The organism is Arthrobacter sp. B6 (assembly GCF_001663775.1).
Lineage (GTDB): Bacteria > Actinomycetota > Actinomycetes > Actinomycetales > Micrococcaceae > Arthrobacter.
Window position 1 is genome coordinate 3260113 of the sequence record NZ_KV467168.1, and the last position, 16303, is coordinate 3276415.

Genomic DNA, 16303 nt, shown 5'->3' on the forward strand with positions numbered 1-16303 from the left:
AAGCCCGCCCCAGCCCGTAAGCCAGTGGCTCTGGTAACGGGGAAAGCGGCGTACGCCCCGCGCCTCGTCGCCGCGAAAGCCGACTCCCGGCGTCAGTTGGGAGGCAGGCCCGGAAAAGCTGTAGCACCCAGAGGGGCGGCGAAGAGGACAGCGCCGCCAACGAGGCCATGGTCGGTCGGTTCAAGGGCCGCCGAAACCTCGCCGGCCCCGAGCTGAACCACGGCGTTGTAGGGCGTTCCGCAGCTGATTTCCTGCGTGAGGAGCACTGCCCCGTGCTGGCGGATTGTCAGGACAGCGCTCTGCCCGGCTGTGCAGGCCGCACGCACCGGGTAGTCGCCCGCGTCCGGCACCAGGCCCGTGCTGCTGATGCCGGATCCTCCCCGCATTCCACCCGCAACGCCAAAGAAATGCATGTCTGGTTGGGGACCCATGAGGGCATCAACTTCCGCCATCACCTCCGACTGGCGTACGGCTTCCTCCTCGCTGATGCCCGTCAGCGGAGGAATGGAGGGCGCCGCAGATGTGCTGGCATCCGGCACAGGGTCGGTATCGGCGTACTCGCACCCGCCGAGCATGGCCACGGCCAACAGCGCTCCCATGGCCACCTTGACGCCCCGCACGGCGGGCCCTTGCGCCCTACTTCGCTGCGACGCGGATCTGTAACCAACGGACGTTCCCCCAAGAAGTGCCATGGCCCGAGCCTACAGATGCACGGGACCGCCGCAAGTCACGCTGAGACCAGCTCCCGAAACTAACCGGCGGACACCAGTTGGTAGGCGTAGATCAAGGGTGCATCCACGCTGGAAGCGCTGAGGTCCAGCCGGCCCGCTTCGGCGAGGGCGATCTTCACGGACTCCCGCGTGCCGTAGCAGGCTGCTCCGAGGTCAGCCAGCTCCTTGCCCCCGGAACGCACCGCGAGGAAGGCCTTGCCGCCGCCCTCACAGACCAGCGTCAGCCTGTAAGTGCCTGCCGGGACATTCTCCGTGTGGTCCACCGGCTGGGCATTCAGGATCTTGCCGGCGTCCTCGGCCACGAGACCGCTGGCCGAAGGCAGCGCGGTGGCCTTCCAGGCCGGCACATCCGCGTTCTCCACCGAAAGCTGCTGGGCGCAGCCGGACAGACCCAGCAGTACAGCGGCGGCGGCCGCCACGGAAAGGGCACGTGAAAGGGATGGAGGAAGGACAGCCATACCTCCAACTTACCCGGGCCGCCTGGCTATCCTTACCCGGCGATCAGCTCCACCACCTCGCCCCGGTGCAGCGCCAGGTACACCCTGTCGCGCAGCGCGTTGGCTTCCCTGTCGGTCAGCGTCCTGTCCAGCGGCTGCAGGACGAGCCTCAGCAACACGTTGACCTGCCCGGGACGCATCCGGAGGCGGCCGGCGGCAGCTCCGGCGTCGTGGTCACGGCCAACACCTCCAATGCCGCCAGGACGTCGGCATCCGCCCCCAGGGCGGTGCGTGCAGAGTCGCCCAGGAGTTCGACGTCGGCATCGTCGCCGGAGTCCAGCACGAGCGACAGGTCGCGCCGGATGTCCGGCATGGCAGAGACGGGCCGGTACGGCGCCAGGTTGAGCATCTGGGCCTGGACATCGGGCTGCCCCGAGCGCAGCAGGCGGATGTCCGTGATTCCCTTCCGCAGCATCAGCGCGCGGTCCAGCCCCATCCCGAGGGCCAGGCCGGCCCAGCGCCGCGGGTCCAGGCCGGAGCAGCGCAGTACCGGAGCCGCTGCCAGCCCGCACTCAGCGAGCTCCAGCCACTCGCGGCGCCCGTCCGGCTGCGTCACGAGCACATCCAGCTGCCGGCCGGCCGCGGTGTAACCGTGCAGTGCCGGGGTGGAGCGCCACTGCACGTCCGGGTTCTCCGCAGCGGGCAGCACCGCCTCCACCACCGCGGCCATCATGGCCTGCAGGTCTGAGGGCCCCAGCAGCCCGCGCGCCTTGAGCCGCCAGAGGTCCACCTGGTGCGGCGCGCCCACGTGCGTGCGGTCGATCGCATCGCGGCGGTACACCAGGCCCGGGAGCACGTGCAGTTCGTCGTAGTGGCCCAGCTCGCCGCGGAGCGAATCCAGCAGCGCCGGGATGCCTGCGGACGTGTGGCTACGGAGCATCACCGTGGGGCTCACATGGCGGGAATAGCGCGAATCCCGGGTGACGTCGTCGGGCGAGTATCCCAGCCGGTCATAGTTGTCTGCCGTGGCCACGAGCGGGTTCAGCCTGTGGGTCCGGGACGGCACGCCCCAGAGGCGCTCCAGGGCCACAACGACGTCGGCGAGGAGCTGCTGCATGGCGTGCGGCCCTGCCCCGGGGTCGGACAGGTCACGCAGGGAAAGGGCGGAGTTGAGCTGGGAAAGGGAAAGGTAAGTCTTCATGTCGGGGTCCTTTGGTGCAACAGGTACGGGCGGGAGGTCACCCTCAACCGCTGCGCCGGACGGACCCCGGCAGCTCCAGTCAGGCGCGCGATGGGAAGCCCGTGCGGCCGGTAAGCGGCCGAGGGCTGATAAATCGCTGCTGTGTGCGCATGCGCCAATGATACGCCGCACCTTCAAAGGCCCCTTGACCTTGACGCTACGTCAACCCCTATCGTCGAAGTACCAGCACGGAGAGGCCCACGAAAGGAGGACGCCATGGACTGGTCCATCCAGGACATCGCCCGGATAGCTGGCACCACCAGCAGGACGCTCCGGCACTACGACGACATCGGACTGCTCAAGCCCAGCCGCACCGGGCACAACGGCTACCGGTACTACAACCAGGCCGCGCTTGTGCAGCTCCAGCGCATCCTGCTCCTGCGGGGGCTGGGGCTGGGCCTGCCGGTGATCGGCCAGGTGCTCGACGACGAAGCGGACGCAGCCAGGGCTCTCACCGGGCATCTCACGTGGCTGAAGCAGGAACAGGACAGGCTGGCGCGGCAGATCGCGTCGGTCACGCAAACCATCGAAGCAGTGAAAGGAGGCGGCGAAATCATGGCAGAAGATATGTTCAACGGTTTCGACCACACGCAGTACAAGGACGAGGTGGAGGAACGCTGGGGCAAGGACGCCTACGCCAAGGGGGACTCGTGGTGGCGCGGCATGAGCGCGGACGAGAAGGCCACGTGGAAGCAGCGCTCGCAGAAGCTGGGGGAGGACTGGATCGCCGCCGCAACGTCTGGCATGGCAGCGGACAGCGCGGAAGCGCAGGCGCTCGCGAAGCGGCACGTGGAGTGGCTGACCAGCATTCCGGGAACACCGGCGGCGGACGCCCGCGGCAGTGGCGGGAAGGGAACGGGCGGCGTCAAGGGGTACGTCACCGGCCTCGGCGAAATGTACGTGGCGGACCCCCGGTTCGCCAAGAACTACGGCGGGGCTGATGGCGCCTCGTTCGTCCGGGATGCGCTGAGGATCTACGCGGACCAGAACCTGTAGCCGTCAGGCCGGTGGTACCGCGCCAGTAGACTTGACCGGTGAATGATTCCACCCTCTTTCTGGCCGGCAACACCCCCGACGCCCCGCGGAGCGACCTCCCCGGACTGCTGACGGCGCTCGCCGCCGATCTCCGCCGGGTGGACTACACACTCGACGGCGTGGCCGGGCTCCTGGGCGAGTCCGCCTACCGCGCGCTGAACCGGGACCAGCTCATCCCGGCGCTGCTCGCCACCGAGGGCGCCACCCACGGCGAGCGTACGACGGCGGCGCTCGCCGCCGTCGTACGCCTCTGGCTGCTGGCTGTACCGCAGACGCGCGAAACGCTCGACGCCGCCCTGCCGGGCATCCGGGCCGACGGCCTGGTGGAGCTCGGGCTGGCTGAGCCCGAGTCCGGCCCTGGCGGGCCCGGTACGGACCTGCTGCAGGCCAAGGCGGATCTGCGGCCGTACGGCTGGGAAGGCACCGAAGGGGAGGGCGCTGACGGCAGCGGCGGCGCCGAGCTTTGGGTTGCCAGCGACCTCGCCGCGCACCAGCAGGCCGGGGTCCTGCGGCACGACCACGTGCTGGGGATCGGGCAGGCCTCCACCACGCTGGTGCAGACCACCATCCGGCGCCATGTCGCCAAGGCGCTGGACCTGGGGACGGGCTGCGGAGTCCAGTCCTTCCACCTCCTGCACCATGCCGAGCACGTCACGGCCACGGACATCTCGGAGCGGGCGCTGGCCTTCACCCGGTTCAACCTGCTCCTGAACGCTGAGGCGCTGCACCTGGACCCGGAACGGCTCGAGGACAGGGTCAGCCTGCGGCTGGGATCGCTCCTGGAGCCGGTGGCCGGGGAAGAGTTTGAGCTGGTGGTGTCCAACCCGCCATTCGTCATCACGCCGCGGACTCCCGGCGGGGACGACTCCGGACAGTTCACCTACCGCGACGGCGGGCTGCCAGGCGACGACATTGTGGCGTCGCTCGTGTCGGCACTGCCTGATGTCCTGGTCCCCGGCGGCACAGCGCAGCTGCTGGGGAACTGGGAAATCACCGCCGGCACGGGATGGCAGGAGCGGCCGCAGGGATGGATCACGCCGGACACGGACGCCTGGTTCATCCAGCGCGAGCAGGTGGGACCGGAACAGTACGCCGAAACCTGGCTGCAGGACGCGTCCGAATCCCGCGACCGGAAGCACTACCAGGATGCCTACGCCGCCTACCTCGCGGATTTCGCGTCCCGGAACGTGGACGGAATCGGGTTCGGCATGATCTGGCTGCGCCGGCCGCACCACACCGCGCCGGGTACCGCCGTCATCAGCCGGTTCGAGGAAATCCGGTACCCCATCGAGCAGCCCGTCGGGCCCCACCTGGGTACCGCCGTCGAACGTTCTGACTGGCTGGCTGCCAACAGCCTGGAAGACGCACACCTGCTGGTGGCTGACGATGTCACCGAGGAACGGCACCAGCGCCCCGGAGCCGAGCACCCGGGGGTGATCCTGCTGCGCCAGGGCGCCGGCCTGCGCCGGACCAACCTGCTCAGCACCGAACTGGCCGGCTTCGTCTCGGCGTGCGACGGCGACCTGACGGTCGGGCAGATCGCCGGCGCCCTGGAAGCATTGCTGGGCGGCAGCCTGGCAGGGGAGGACGGGTTCGACGGCGGCACGTTCCGAACCGGGCTGCTCGCCGACGTGGCGAACCTCGTTCGGGACGGGTTCCTGCTGCCTGCCTGACTTCCGTCCAGGACCGGTGGCTTCCCGCGGGTGCTGATATCAAACGGTTCCTTCACAGCTGCCGGACGCTGGATACACTGGAGCCGTGAATACGGAATCCGCAGGCCGGCGTGCCCGCCCGGAGGAGAAGGTGGAGATCACCGATCCGAAGGCGATCCGGGCGCTGGCCCATGCCGCCCGGCTTGAGGTCATTTCCGAACTGTATTCCAGCCAGGTCAGCCGGACCGCCACCGAACTTGCCGCGCAGACCGGCCTGACGCCCAGCGCCATGAGCTACCACCTTCGTGCCCTGCGGAAATGGGGCATCGTGGTCCCGGCGCCTACCGCGGGGGATGCGCGGGAGCGTCGCTGGAAGGCTGCAGGCACGGATTTCGCCATAAATTCCGGCGGGGGAGCGGCCAGCCCGGTCATTGACCTTGAACTCGATGCTTTCCGCCGCCGTGCTGCCGCCTACGCGAGGACGCGGGATGAGCGCCGTCGATCCGGCGCACCCGGTGAGGCCCCCACCGCCGTCGTGCTTGCCAGCGAACTGCTGTACCTCACCCGGGAGCAGCAGGCGGACCTGACCCGCCGCATGTTCGCCCTGCTGAGCGAATACGAACTCGGCGATCCGCACCGGATACCCGAAGGAGCCGAGCGGATGGCGGCCATGTGGTCGCTGATTCCGGACGACCGGACCGTTCCCGCAACTCCCCCGGAAGATCCGGCCGGACCTGCGGAAACGTAGGAACGGCGGGGCGCAGGGCCGCCGCCGGACGACGTACGTTTTTCACGCCGAATGCGCATGATTGTCCAAAATATGGTGAACTAGGCCAATATGGGCTCATCTGCCCGAGCAACCTTTTTCTGTAGGAGCACCGTGCCAAGCAAGGCCAAAACCGGCAAGAAACTCGTGATTGTGGAGTCTCCGGCCAAGAGCAAGACCATCGCCAAGTACCTCGGCGAGGGCTTCATCGTAGAGGCCTCCATCGGTCACATCCGCGACCTGCCGCAGCCGTCTGAGCTCCCCGCAGAACTGAAGAAGACCTCCGTGGGCAAGTTCGCCGTCGACATCGAAAACGACTTCAAGCCGTACTACGTGGTCTCCGCTGACAAAAAGAAAAAGGTGACCGAGCTCAAGGCGGCGCTCAAGGACGCCGACGAACTCTATCTCGCAACCGATGGGGACCGCGAAGGCGAGGCCATTGCGTGGCACCTGCTCGAAGTGCTCAAGCCCAAGGTGCCCGTGTACCGGATGACCTTCGGCGAAATCACCAAGGAAGCCATCCAGCGCGCCATGGGCAACCTGCGCGACGTTGACTCCGCGCTGGTGGACGCCCAGGAAACCCGCCGGGTGCTCGACCGCCTCTATGGCTACGAGATTTCCCCGGTCCTCTGGCGCAAGGTTGCCCGCGGCCTGTCCGCCGGCCGGGTGCAGTCCGTGGTCACCCGCATGGTGGTGGACCGCGAACGCGAACGCATGGCGTTCAAAGCTGCGTCCTACTGGGACCTGACCGGCCAGTTCGGCGCCGGGTCCGCCTCGTTCAAGGCCAAGCTTGCCTCCGTTGACGGCGCCAAGGTGGCCAGCGGCCGGGACTTCAACGACGACGGCGTCCTCACCGCCCGGAACGCCGTCCACCTCAACGAGGAACTCGCCACGTCGCTGGCAGCGGGCCTGCAGGACGCGGACTTCCTGGTGCGGTCCGTGGACACCAAGCCGTACACCCGCCGTCCGGCTGCCCCCTTCACCACATCCACGCTGCAGCAGGAAGCCGGCCGCAAGCTGCGTTTCTCATCCAAGAGCACCATGCAGATCGCCCAGCGCCTGTATGAAAACGGGTACATCACCTATATGCGTACCGACTCTTCGGCCCTGAGCGACGAGGCCGTCACGGCCGCCCGCCGCCAGGCCTCCGAGCTGTACGGCCCGGAATACATCCCTGCCTCACCTCGCGTGTACTCCAGCAAGGCCGCGAACGCCCAGGAAGCCCACGAGGCCATTCGTCCCGCCGGCGACTCCTTCCGCACGCCGGCGCAGGTGGCCAAGCAGCTTTCCGGCGACGAGTTCCGCCTGTACGAACTGATCTGGAAGCGCACCGTCGCATCCCAGATGGGCGACGCCAAGGGCTCCACCGCCACCATCCGGTTGGGTGCCGTCGCCGTGGATGGGCGGGACGCGGAATTCTCCGCCTCCGGCACCGTCATCACCTTCCCCGGCTTCCTGGCCGCCTATGAGGAAGGCAAGGACGAAACCCGCGGCGACGACGACTCCGAAGAAGCCCGCCGCCTCCCCAATGTTGCCAAGGGCGATGCCCTCGCAGCCTCGGACATCATCGCCGTGGGCCACGAAACCTCGCCGCCGCCGCGTTATACCGAAGCGTCGCTGACAGCCGAGCTGGAAAAGAAGGGCATCGGACGCCCGTCCACCTACGCCTCCACGATCTCCACCATCCAGGACCGCGGCTACGTCCGGAAGCAGGGCTCGGCCCTGGTGCCCAGCTGGATCGCGTTCTCCGTGATCCGACTCCTGGAGCAGCACTTCACGGACTACGTGGACTACGAGTTCACGGCGGACATGGAAGGCGACCTGGACAAGATCGCCAACGGCCAGGCCGTTGGCGCGGCCTGGCTGCGCCACTTCTACTTCGGCGAGGATGCCGAGCCGGGCCTGCTGAGCATCGTCAACAACCTCGGCGAGATCGATGCCCGTGAGATCAACTCCATTCCCATCACGGACGAGATTACGCTGCGGGTGGGCAAGTTCGGACCGTACCTGGAGAGTTCCGCTGCCACGGTTGATCCTAAGACCGGCGAAATTGTGGAGAACTCCCGGGCCAACGTGCCTGAGGACCTGGCTCCGGACGAGCTCACCGCGGCCAAGGCCATCGAGCTTATGGAAACGGCCGCGCCGGAAGAACGCGTGCTGGGTACCGATCCGCACACCGGCCACACGGTTGTGGCTAAGAACGGGCGCTACGGCGCGTACGTCACTGAAATCATCCCGGAAATGACCGACGAACAGCTGGCCAACCAGCCCGTGGAGTACTACAAGAACGGCAAGCCAAAGCCGCCGAAGAAGCCTGTCAAGGCCAAACCGCGCACCGGTTCGCTGTTCGCGTCGATGACCGTGGACTCCGTCACCCTGGACGAGGCCCTCCAGCTGATGAGCCTGCCCCGGGCGCTGGGCGAGGACGCCGAAGGAAACCTCATCACGGTGCAGAACGGCCGCTTTGGCCCGTACCTGAAGAAGGGCACCGACTCGCGCTCCATCGGGTCCGAAGAGGAAATCTTCACCATCACGCTGGAGCAGGCGCTGGAGATCTACTCCCAGCCCAAGCAGCGGGGGGCGCGTGCCGCCGTGCCGCCGCTGGCCGAGTTCGGTCCGGACCCTGTGTCGGAGAAGAATATCGTGGTGAAGGAAGGCCGCTTCGGGCCGTACATCACCGACGGCATCACCAATATCACCGTCCCGCGGGCCACGTCCCTGGAGGAGCTCACCCGGGAGCAGGCAGTTGAACTGCTCGCCGAGAAGCGTGCCAAGGGCCCGGTCAAGCGCACGGCAACGGCCCGCAAGGCCCCGGCGAAAAAGAAGGCTGCCGCCAAGAAATAATCCCTGGCGCCGGGATGGCAGAAATCCTCGGCGTGCTCGCTCGTTCCCGCTTAGACGCACGCTGCCGGATCCCTCCCATCCCGGTCCGTGTGTCATCCTCGGAATTGCGCCGTAGTCCACAACATGGTCGAGTAGATACATGACTGAACAGCCCGGCATCGCCGACACTACGCCGCTCAACGACCTCGAGGAGAAGCTCGCCCAGGGGGGACAGCCCGACGCCAGCCCGGTGGATGTCATCCTGTCGTTCCTCAACAGCGAGGTCTACGTCGTCAGCACCGAGGGCATCGAAGGCGAGGACTCCCAGGTTGAGCCGCTGGTGCTGGCCAACGCCGACGGCGACCCCGTCCTGGCTGTCTTCTCCCACCCCAGCCGCGTCGACGAGCAGTACCTGGCCGCTGCCCCGAACATCCTGGGAACCCAGGGTGCGGCCATCATCGCCAACATCGGCGAGGAACTGGGCATGGTCATCAACCCTGGCGCCGCCTTTGGTTTCGAGATCAATCCCGAAGGCGTGGCCAACATCCGGCGCGACTTCAAACGCGCCGACGAGCTTCCCGACGGCGCCCCCACGGACCCCAGCGCAAACTGACATGTTCCCGCGCCGTTTGCAGCCGACGAGCGGCGCGGGTGAATAATGGCAGGATGCGGCTAGGCGTCCTCGATATCGGGTCCAATACTGTCCACCTCCTTCTGGTTGACGCGCATCCCGGCGCGCGCCCCGTGCCCTTTGCCTCGCACAAGCGGCCGCTTTCCCTGGTCCAATACCTGGACGCCGAGGGCAACATCACCGACGCCGGGCAGCACGAGCTGACCGAGTTCGTGCTGGAAGCCTGGGAGTTTGCGGCCAAGCACAAGGCCGAGGACCTGCTGGCCTTCTGTACATCGGCCATCCGCGAAGCCACCAACGGCCCGGAAGTACTGGCCCGGGTCAAGCACGAAACCACCGTGACCCTCCAGGAACTGACGGGCAGCGAGGAGGCGTCCATGACGTTCTTCGCCGTCCGCCGCTGGTACGGCTGGGGTGCCGGACCCATCCTGAACCTGGACATCGGCGGCGGCTCCTTCGAAATGGCGTTCGGCCAGGACGAACTTCCGGAAATGGCCACATCCGTGCCCCTCGGGGCCAGCAGGCTCACGCGGGACTGGCTGGCTGATGATCCGCCGTCGGCCAAAAGCGTGAAGGAGCTGCGCCGTTACATCCGCTCCACCCTCAAGCCTGCGGTCCGGCAGTTCGACGGGCTGGGGCGCGCCAACCTCGTCGCAGGGACATCCAAAACGTTCCGTTCACTGGCCAGGATCGCCGGTGCCGCGCCCAGCATTGCTGGCCCCTACGTCAAACGTGAACTCAACGGGACGGATTTGGGCGTCTGGGCGCAACGCATCTCCGCCATGAAAACCGAGGACAGGCTCCATCTGCCGGGCGTCTCCGAGGCCCGGGCCAACCAGGTGCTGGCCGGCGCCCTCGTGGCGGAGGCCGCACTGGAAATGTTCAAATTCAAGAAGGTCAGGATCTGCCCCTGGGCCCTGCGCGAAGGCCTGATCCTGCGGCGGCTGGACCAGCTCATCTTTGCCGGACCGCTGGATCCGGCACCGCACGTCGGGGCACCGCAGCCAGCGGCATCACACTAGCCTTCTGTTGGCGCCCAGCGGGAACGTTTCATTGGGTGAACCTGCTTAACGCGAAAGCACCGGCGCCCGCAGCAGGAAAATGGGGGAAAACCTGCTGCAGACTACCGGCGCCTCGGGCAAACATCCCCATGCTTGCCGCATCACTCGCACCCTCAATGAGGTAGTAACTACGTTAACGGCCCAACTTGTGTACGACCTGCGGCGAACATGGGAGTCCGCTGTGAATCGCAACGGGCGAGTTCCGCCACCTGCAGTTCATTTTCAGTTTCGGCACCGCAGCGCCCGAACTGCAATGATGGACCCATGAGCAACCGAATCGCATTCCTTGGCTGTGGATCCATGAACGAAGCCATCCTGGGTGGCCTGATTGACGGCGGCATGGACCCCGCCGACATCGTGGCAACCGTCCGGCGGGCAGAGCGCGCCGCTGAACTGGCGGCCCGACACCATGGAATCACGGCCATCGCCGGCGAGGAGGAACCGGAGAACAACAGGCAGGCGGCGAAGAGGGCCGACGTCGTCATCCTGGGCACCAAGCCGGTAGGCATCGCCGACCTTGCCCGGGAGATCAGCGGCTCCCTGTCGCCGCAGACCATCGTCGTCAGCGTGGCAGCAGGGGTGTCCCTGGCGCAGCTGGAGGCCGCACTGCCGGCCGGGCAGCCTGTCATCCGCACCATGCCCAACGTCCCCGCCAAGCTGGGCCGCGGCGTTGTGTCCGTGTCGCCGGGCGCTAACTGCTCCCCGGAACAGCTTCAGCTGGCCAAGGACGTCCTCAAACCGGCCGGCACGGTTGTAGAGGTACCCGAGGAGCAGGTGGATGCCCTATCAGCCATCAGCGGCTCGGGGCCGGCGTACGCGTTCTACCTCGCGGAGGCCATGGCCGCAGCAGGCGTGGAGCTGGGCCTGGACCCTGATCTGTCCCTGCTCTTGGCTCGCGAAACGGTTGCGGGGGCAGGATTCATGCTGGCCGAGCCCGGCGCCGATCCTTCGGCCCTGCGCAAGTCCGTCACCAGCCCCAACGGCACCACAGAGCGCGCCATCGCCACCTTCAATGAGCGCGGCATCCCGGAAATCATCGCCGCCGGCGCCCGCGCCGCCGCGGACAGGGCCGCAGAGATCACCAAGCAGCTCGGCTGACCCCCTCCCTTCACCCTTGGAGTTTTTGTCCAGATAAAGCGCCATAAAGGGCGTTTTCGAGGCATTATCTGGACAAAAACTCGGGGTTCCGATTATGGGCGCGCCGCGAACCGTTCCAGCAGGTCCACGTGGCCGGAAACGATCAGCATGTCGCGGGCGGAAACCTTGGTCTCCGGCCGCGCATAGGTGAAGTCTTCGCCGGGTGACTTCACCCCCACGATCGTGACGCCATACTTCGACCGGACCTTGGACTCGTCCAGCGTGAAGCCTACGGTTTCGCGTGGCGGGTACATCTTGACTATGGCAAAGTCGTCGTCGAACTCGATGAAGTCCAGCATGCGACCAGAGACCAGATGCGCGGCGCGGACGCCGGCATCCGCTTCCGGGTAGATCACGTGGTTGGCGCCGATCCGGGTGAGGATCTTGCCGTGCGAGGGCGTGATGGCCTTAACCCACAGGTGCTCGATACCAAGGTCCACCAGGTTCACCGTGATCAGGACCGAGGACTCGATGGACGTGCCCACGCCCACCACGGCCGAGCTGAACTCCTGCGCACCCAGCTGGCGCAGTGCGTCAATATTGGTGGCGTCGGCTTCCACCACGTGGGTCAGGAGGGGCGCCCATTTCTGGACGAGGCTGGTGTCCCGTTCGATCGCGAGAACTTCGCGGCCCTGCTTGACCAGCTGCTCTGCGGTCGAGGAGCCGAACCTGCCCAGCCCGATCACCAGGACCGGAGCGTTGTGCGCGGGCCGGTTGGGTGCGCCTGGGGTATTAGCCAATGATGGGCCTCTCTTCCGGGTAGTGGTACAGCTGGCTGCGCTGGCGCAGGGCAAGTCCAGCTGCAAGGGTAACGGTGCCCACGCGCCCCATGAACATCAGTGCCGTCAGCACGTAGGCTCCGGCAGGAGGGGCCTCGGCACTGAGGTTCGTGCTCAGGCCACAGGTGGCGAATGCCGAAATTGCCTCAAACAGCACTCGGTCCAAGGATTCACCGGTGATGGACAGCAACAAAAACGATCCAACCGAAACCAATGTGGCACCCGCAACGATAACGGAAATGGCAACGCGCATAGCACCCTGCGGAATGGTACGTCCGTGGGCCTGCACGTCTGCGTCACCGCGGGCCTCGGCCGCTATGGCCAGAAACATAATGGCGATGGTGGTCACCTTGATACCGCCAGCCGTGGATGCTGAACCTCCTCCGGCGAACATGAGGGCGTCCGTCAGCAGCATGGTGGTGGACTCCAGTTGGTTCTGGTCCACCAGGTTGAACCCGCCGGAGCGTATCTGGACTGACGCAAAGACCGAGTTGAGGACCTTGTCACTGAAACTGAGTGGCCCGATGGTCCGGGCGTTGTCCCACTCCATAACTGCCCAGAGAATGCTCCCCGCGGCGAAGAGGATGAGGGACACCTCGATGGTCAGTTTTGTGTGAAGGTTCCATTTCTTCCAGTTAAACCCGTTCTGAAGCAGGACCATCACCACAGGAAACCCTAGGCTGCCCAGGAAAACGCCGACCATGATCGGAACAAGAATCCATAGGTCATTCGCGTATGGAACGATTCCTTCTGCGTGGGCCGTGAATCCTGCATTGTTGAAGGAAGAGATGGCATAGAACAAGCCGTGCCAGACTGCATTCCAGAAGCTCTCACCGATAATGAGGAAGCGGGGGATGAGCACGAGGGCAAGTACCGCCTCGATGACCACCGAAGTGGTAATCACGATCCGAAGTAGTGCACCAACCTCACCGAGGCGTCCGGCGTTGTTCATCGATTGGGCGGCGATGACCTTGCCGCGCACACCAAGGCGCTTACTGACCATAAGTGCCAGCAGCGACGCCAGGGTCAGCGTGCCCAAGCCCCCTATAAAGATGCCGACCAAAATGACCAGTTGCCCGAAGAAAGACCAGTGAGTGGCCGTAGTCACCACGGTCAGCCCGGTGACGCAGACAGCAGAAACTGCCGTGAACATGGCTTGGTGGAGTGGAGTGGATTCACCGTCCGCTGATGCTGCCGGCAGGGAGAGCAGGAAAGTGAACACCAGGCAGACGGAAGCGAATACGGTCAAGGCAAGCCGGGCGGGCGACGTATTGGCAATATCGTCAATGAAGTCCCGCAGCCGGGTGAAGACCCACAGCCCTTCGCGCTCCGGTGCGGCGGGGTGCCAGGTGGCCGGGTTCCGGGGCCTCGACTGGCGTTGCGTCATGGGGTGGCTTTTCCTCGGTTGAAACTGTTTCCTTCAGTAGTAAACCACTAATGCACGCGTAATGGCCGGGCTGGGTGGGCGGCGGGCTCGGGTAGCCTGTGATTGATGACATACCTGCCCGGTCTCAGCCAGCCCGCGCCGCCAACGACGGTGGTGTGGAATTCCGCCATGACCGCCTACAACTTTGGCCCCGGGCACCCGATGGCACCTCAACGGATGGACCTTACGGTGCGCCTGGCCCGCAGCCTGGGCCTGTTGGACCTCTCACATGTGTCGGTGGAGGCTCCGGAGGTGGCATCCGACGCCGAGCTTGAGACCGTGCACTCCCCGGACTTCGTGGCGGCGGTACACAGGATCAGCGAGGATCCCTCCTCGCCCGATGAATCCAGGGGACTGGGCACCGAGGACGATCCCGCCTTTGCGGGCATGCATGAGGCAGCAGCGCGCCTGGCGGGAGGCTCGCTGCTCGCGGCTGCCGCTGTCCTGGACGGGTCCGCCCTCCACGCGGTGAACTTCGGTGGCGGCCTGCACCACGCCGCCCGTGACCGGGCCAGCGGCTTCTGCATCTACAACGACTCGGCCCTTGCCGTTCAAAGGCTGCTCGACGGCGGCGTCCGGCGGGTGGCGTATATCGACGTCGACGCGCACCACGGCGACGGGACGGAAAGCATCTTCTGGAACGACCCCCGTGTGCTCACCATCTCGCTGCACGAAAGCGGACTGACGCTGTTCCCTGGCACCGGATTCGCGAACGAGGTCGGTGGCCCGCAGGCGCAGGGGAGCGCCGTCAACGTTGCGCTGCCCTCCGGCACCGGGGACGCCGGCTGGCTGCGGGCGTTCCATGCGGTGGTCCCGCAGCTGGTTGGGGCTTTCGAGCCCGAAGTGATCGTGAGCCAGCACGGCTGCGATTCGCACCGGAGGGATCCGCTGACCCATCTCAACCTGAGCGTGGACGGCCAGCGCGAGGCGGCCACCGCCGTCGGAAATCTTGCCGTGCGTTACTGCGGCAACCGCTGGATTGCCACCGGCGGCGGCGGGTACAACGTCACGGATGTGGTGCCGCGGTCCTGGAGCCACCTCATCGCCATCGCCGCAGGCCGCCCGGTACCTCTGCGGACCCCGGTGCCTGCGGACTGGCGCGCGTACGTTGACGAGAAGTTCGGCGCAGCAACGCCGGGGCTTATGGGGGATGACGTGGAGCTGTGGTGGCGGTCCTGGGAAGTCGGCTTCGACCCCAACGACGCCGTCGACCGCACTGTCATGGCCACCCGTAAGGCCGTGTTTCCGCTGCACGGGCTGGACCCCTGGTTCGATTGACAGTCCTGTTCGACCAGCCCGTGGACCGGTCAGCTGGTGGGCTTCTCGGTCTGGAACACCACCCCGGCCGCGCCGATCAGCCAGCCGAGCAAGGACAAGGCGAAGGCGCCGATCAGGTCCGTGGACGCCGTTCCCTTGGCGAGCCAAAGCAGCAGGACCAGCAGCCCCATTGCGAGGTAGACCACTACCGCTGCGACGATCCGGCCTGACAACCTCGCGGTGACCTCGGAAGGATTGAAGGCCACCGCTTTGCCTGGAGCGCCCGGTCCTGCACCCGGCCGGGCTTCCTGGTCGCGCTCGTCCCGGCGGACTTCGGCGATGGTGAAACCCAGGGCAGATGCTGTCAGGGAACTCAAAGCGGTGCCCAGCACGCCTGCTGCCGTCACCAGTGCTCCGTTGAGCGCCGGCGCCGCTGTCCGCCCGTCCGGCACCCAAAACCCGACGCGCAGCATCACCGTGCCCCACACCGCCACAAAAAGGCCCAGAAACACAAATGCGATGATGTTGAAAAGTTGCTGGCGCAGGAAATCCATAGCCGCCCACCCCTCATGTTTATGCGGCCACGGCCGGACAATCCGGGGCAACCGTGCATCCGTTCTAGCACCACGGGAGAACAGGGGCAATGGCCCGCGGGCCCCCGCCGAAATAGTTGATGCCTTTCGGCGTATATGTCGCTAGGGTGGGAGCATGGTGACAGACGACGTATTTGCCGTCATTGCGGAAGCAACCCGGCGCGACATCCTCGTTTCCTTGCGTGCCGGGGACAAGGCCGTAGGGGAGCTGGTGGAGGAACTTGACGCAAGCCAGCCCACCATTTCCAAACACCTCAAGGTCCTCCGCGAGGCTCAGCTCGTCAGCATGCGCGCGCAGGGCCAGAAGCGCTACTACGCCCTGAACCCCAAGCCGCTTGAAGGGATTGTCAGCTGGCTGGAAACGTTCGACGTCGGCCCGGCGGCTGCCGCCGCAAGATCGCCTGAGGTTCCCGCGGCGGAAGCGGGCAGCGAGCGTGCCGTGGCTGCCCCCTTGCGGGAGGGCGAAGCCGTGGCCGCCGTCCTGGCGCGCGATGACGCGGAGCTGAGCCCCGCCGTCGTCATTCCGGGCGGAACTGTTGCCCCGCTCAGTGATGACACCGTGCCCCAGCAGATCGGCCGGACCGTGGGCCGCGCCGCCACCAAGGCCGCCGACCTGCTTGCCAACCTGCCGAACCTCCCGAAGTTTGGCCGCAAAAAGTAGCCCTTAACCCAAGTAAGTAGCAGCAAATGTCGTTTTGAGGGCTCAAACCGACACTTACTGCTACCTAGTTGGGC

Annotated in this window: 16 protein-coding genes; 9 read left to right on the top strand and 7 right to left on the bottom strand. The window is 66.2% G+C overall.

What is annotated here, in order from left to right:
• Window positions 1–92: 92 nt before the first annotated feature.
• From AU175_RS14475 to srmL, 4 genes are read right to left on the bottom strand one after another with little or no spacing between them, the layout of a single operon-like run.
• The gene (locus tag AU175_RS14475; protein WP_156642327.1) at window positions 93–692 is read right to left on the bottom strand and encodes a hypothetical protein; all 600 of its coding nucleotides are present in this window, start codon (window positions 690–692) and stop codon (window positions 93–95) included.
• A gap of 59 nt (window positions 693–751) precedes the next feature.
• Window positions 752–1189, bottom strand: coding sequence for a hypothetical protein (locus AU175_RS14480; protein WP_066290168.1), 438 nt, complete (start codon window positions 1187–1189; stop codon window positions 752–754).
• A gap of 32 nt (window positions 1190–1221) precedes the next feature.
• Window positions 1222–1347, bottom strand: a complete 126-nt coding sequence (locus tag AU175_RS22560; RefSeq protein ID WP_269449485.1) for a hypothetical protein — start codon at window positions 1345–1347, stop codon at window positions 1222–1224.
• The gene (srmL, locus tag AU175_RS14485) at window positions 1338–2369 is read right to left on the bottom strand and encodes a PheS-related mystery ligase SrmL (protein ID WP_231938579.1); all 1032 of its coding nucleotides are present in this window, start codon (window positions 2367–2369) and stop codon (window positions 1338–1340) included. Before srmL ends, AU175_RS22560 begins: the two co-directional genes overlap by 10 nt.
• A 255-nt stretch (window positions 2370–2624) precedes the next feature.
• Here srmL and AU175_RS14490 point away from each other — a divergent pair, with 255 nt between their 5' ends.
• From AU175_RS14490 to proC, 7 genes are all read left to right on the top strand, one after another.
• Entirely contained in the window at window positions 2625–3404 is a 780-nt protein-coding gene (locus AU175_RS14490) for a MerR family transcriptional regulator (RefSeq protein ID WP_066290170.1), read from the top strand.
• A gap of 38 nt (window positions 3405–3442) precedes the next feature.
• A complete protein-coding gene (locus AU175_RS14495; protein ID WP_066290172.1) occupies window positions 3443–5116 on the top strand; it encodes a DUF7059 domain-containing protein in 1674 nt (557 codons plus the stop codon).
• An 85-nt stretch (window positions 5117–5201) separates the two neighbouring features.
• Window positions 5202–5843 carry an ArsR/SmtB family transcription factor gene (locus tag AU175_RS14500; RefSeq protein ID WP_231938580.1) on the top strand — a complete coding sequence of 214 codons (642 nt, stop codon included), beginning with the start codon at window positions 5202–5204 and terminating at the stop codon, window positions 5841–5843.
• Between the two features lie 132 nt (window positions 5844–5975).
• The gene (gene topA / locus AU175_RS14505) at window positions 5976–8705 is read left to right on the top strand and encodes a type I DNA topoisomerase (RefSeq protein ID WP_066290177.1); all 2730 of its coding nucleotides are present in this window, start codon (window positions 5976–5978) and stop codon (window positions 8703–8705) included.
• Between the two features lie 139 nt (window positions 8706–8844).
• Complete coding sequence (locus AU175_RS14510) at window positions 8845–9297, top strand: SseB family protein (protein ID WP_066290182.1); 453 nt, start codon at window positions 8845–8847, stop codon at window positions 9295–9297.
• A 53-nt stretch (window positions 9298–9350) separates the two neighbouring features.
• Window positions 9351–10337: a Ppx/GppA phosphatase family protein gene (locus AU175_RS14515; protein ID WP_066290184.1), complete on the top strand. Its 987-nt coding sequence runs from the start codon at window positions 9351–9353 to the stop codon at window positions 10335–10337.
• A gap of 303 nt (window positions 10338–10640) precedes the next feature.
• Entirely contained in the window at window positions 10641–11474 is an 834-nt protein-coding gene (gene proC / locus AU175_RS14520) for a pyrroline-5-carboxylate reductase (RefSeq protein WP_066290189.1), read from the top strand.
• Window positions 11475–11566: 92 nt separating this feature from the next.
• Here proC and AU175_RS14525 read toward each other — a convergent pair whose 3' ends face one another.
• Both AU175_RS14525 and AU175_RS14530 read right to left on the bottom strand, forming a co-directional pair.
• Complete coding sequence (locus tag AU175_RS14525) at window positions 11567–12253, bottom strand: potassium channel family protein (protein WP_066290190.1); 687 nt, start codon at window positions 12251–12253, stop codon at window positions 11567–11569.
• Window positions 12246–13679 (bottom strand): TrkH family potassium uptake protein, encoded by a 1434-nt coding sequence (locus AU175_RS14530; RefSeq protein WP_066290191.1) that lies wholly within the window; start codon window positions 13677–13679, stop codon window positions 12246–12248. The genes AU175_RS14525 and AU175_RS14530 overlap by 8 nt, the downstream gene beginning before the upstream one ends.
• 105 nt (window positions 13680–13784) lie before the next feature.
• Here AU175_RS14530 and AU175_RS14535 point away from each other — a divergent pair, with 105 nt between their 5' ends.
• Complete coding sequence (locus tag AU175_RS14535; protein ID WP_066290192.1) at window positions 13785–14996, top strand: acetoin utilization protein AcuC; 1212 nt, start codon at window positions 13785–13787, stop codon at window positions 14994–14996.
• A 29-nt stretch (window positions 14997–15025) separates the two neighbouring features.
• Here the strand turns inward: AU175_RS14535 and AU175_RS14540 are convergent, their stop codons facing one another.
• Window positions 15026–15529 carry a hypothetical protein gene (locus AU175_RS14540; protein WP_066290194.1) on the bottom strand — a complete coding sequence of 168 codons (504 nt, stop codon included), beginning with the start codon at window positions 15527–15529 and terminating at the stop codon, window positions 15026–15028.
• Between the two features lie 154 nt (window positions 15530–15683).
• On the opposite strand from AU175_RS14540, the gene AU175_RS14545 reads away from it, so the two are divergent.
• A complete protein-coding gene (locus AU175_RS14545) occupies window positions 15684–16229 on the top strand; it encodes an ArsR/SmtB family transcription factor (RefSeq protein WP_066290195.1) in 546 nt (181 codons plus the stop codon).
• Window positions 16230–16303 lie beyond the last annotated feature (74 nt).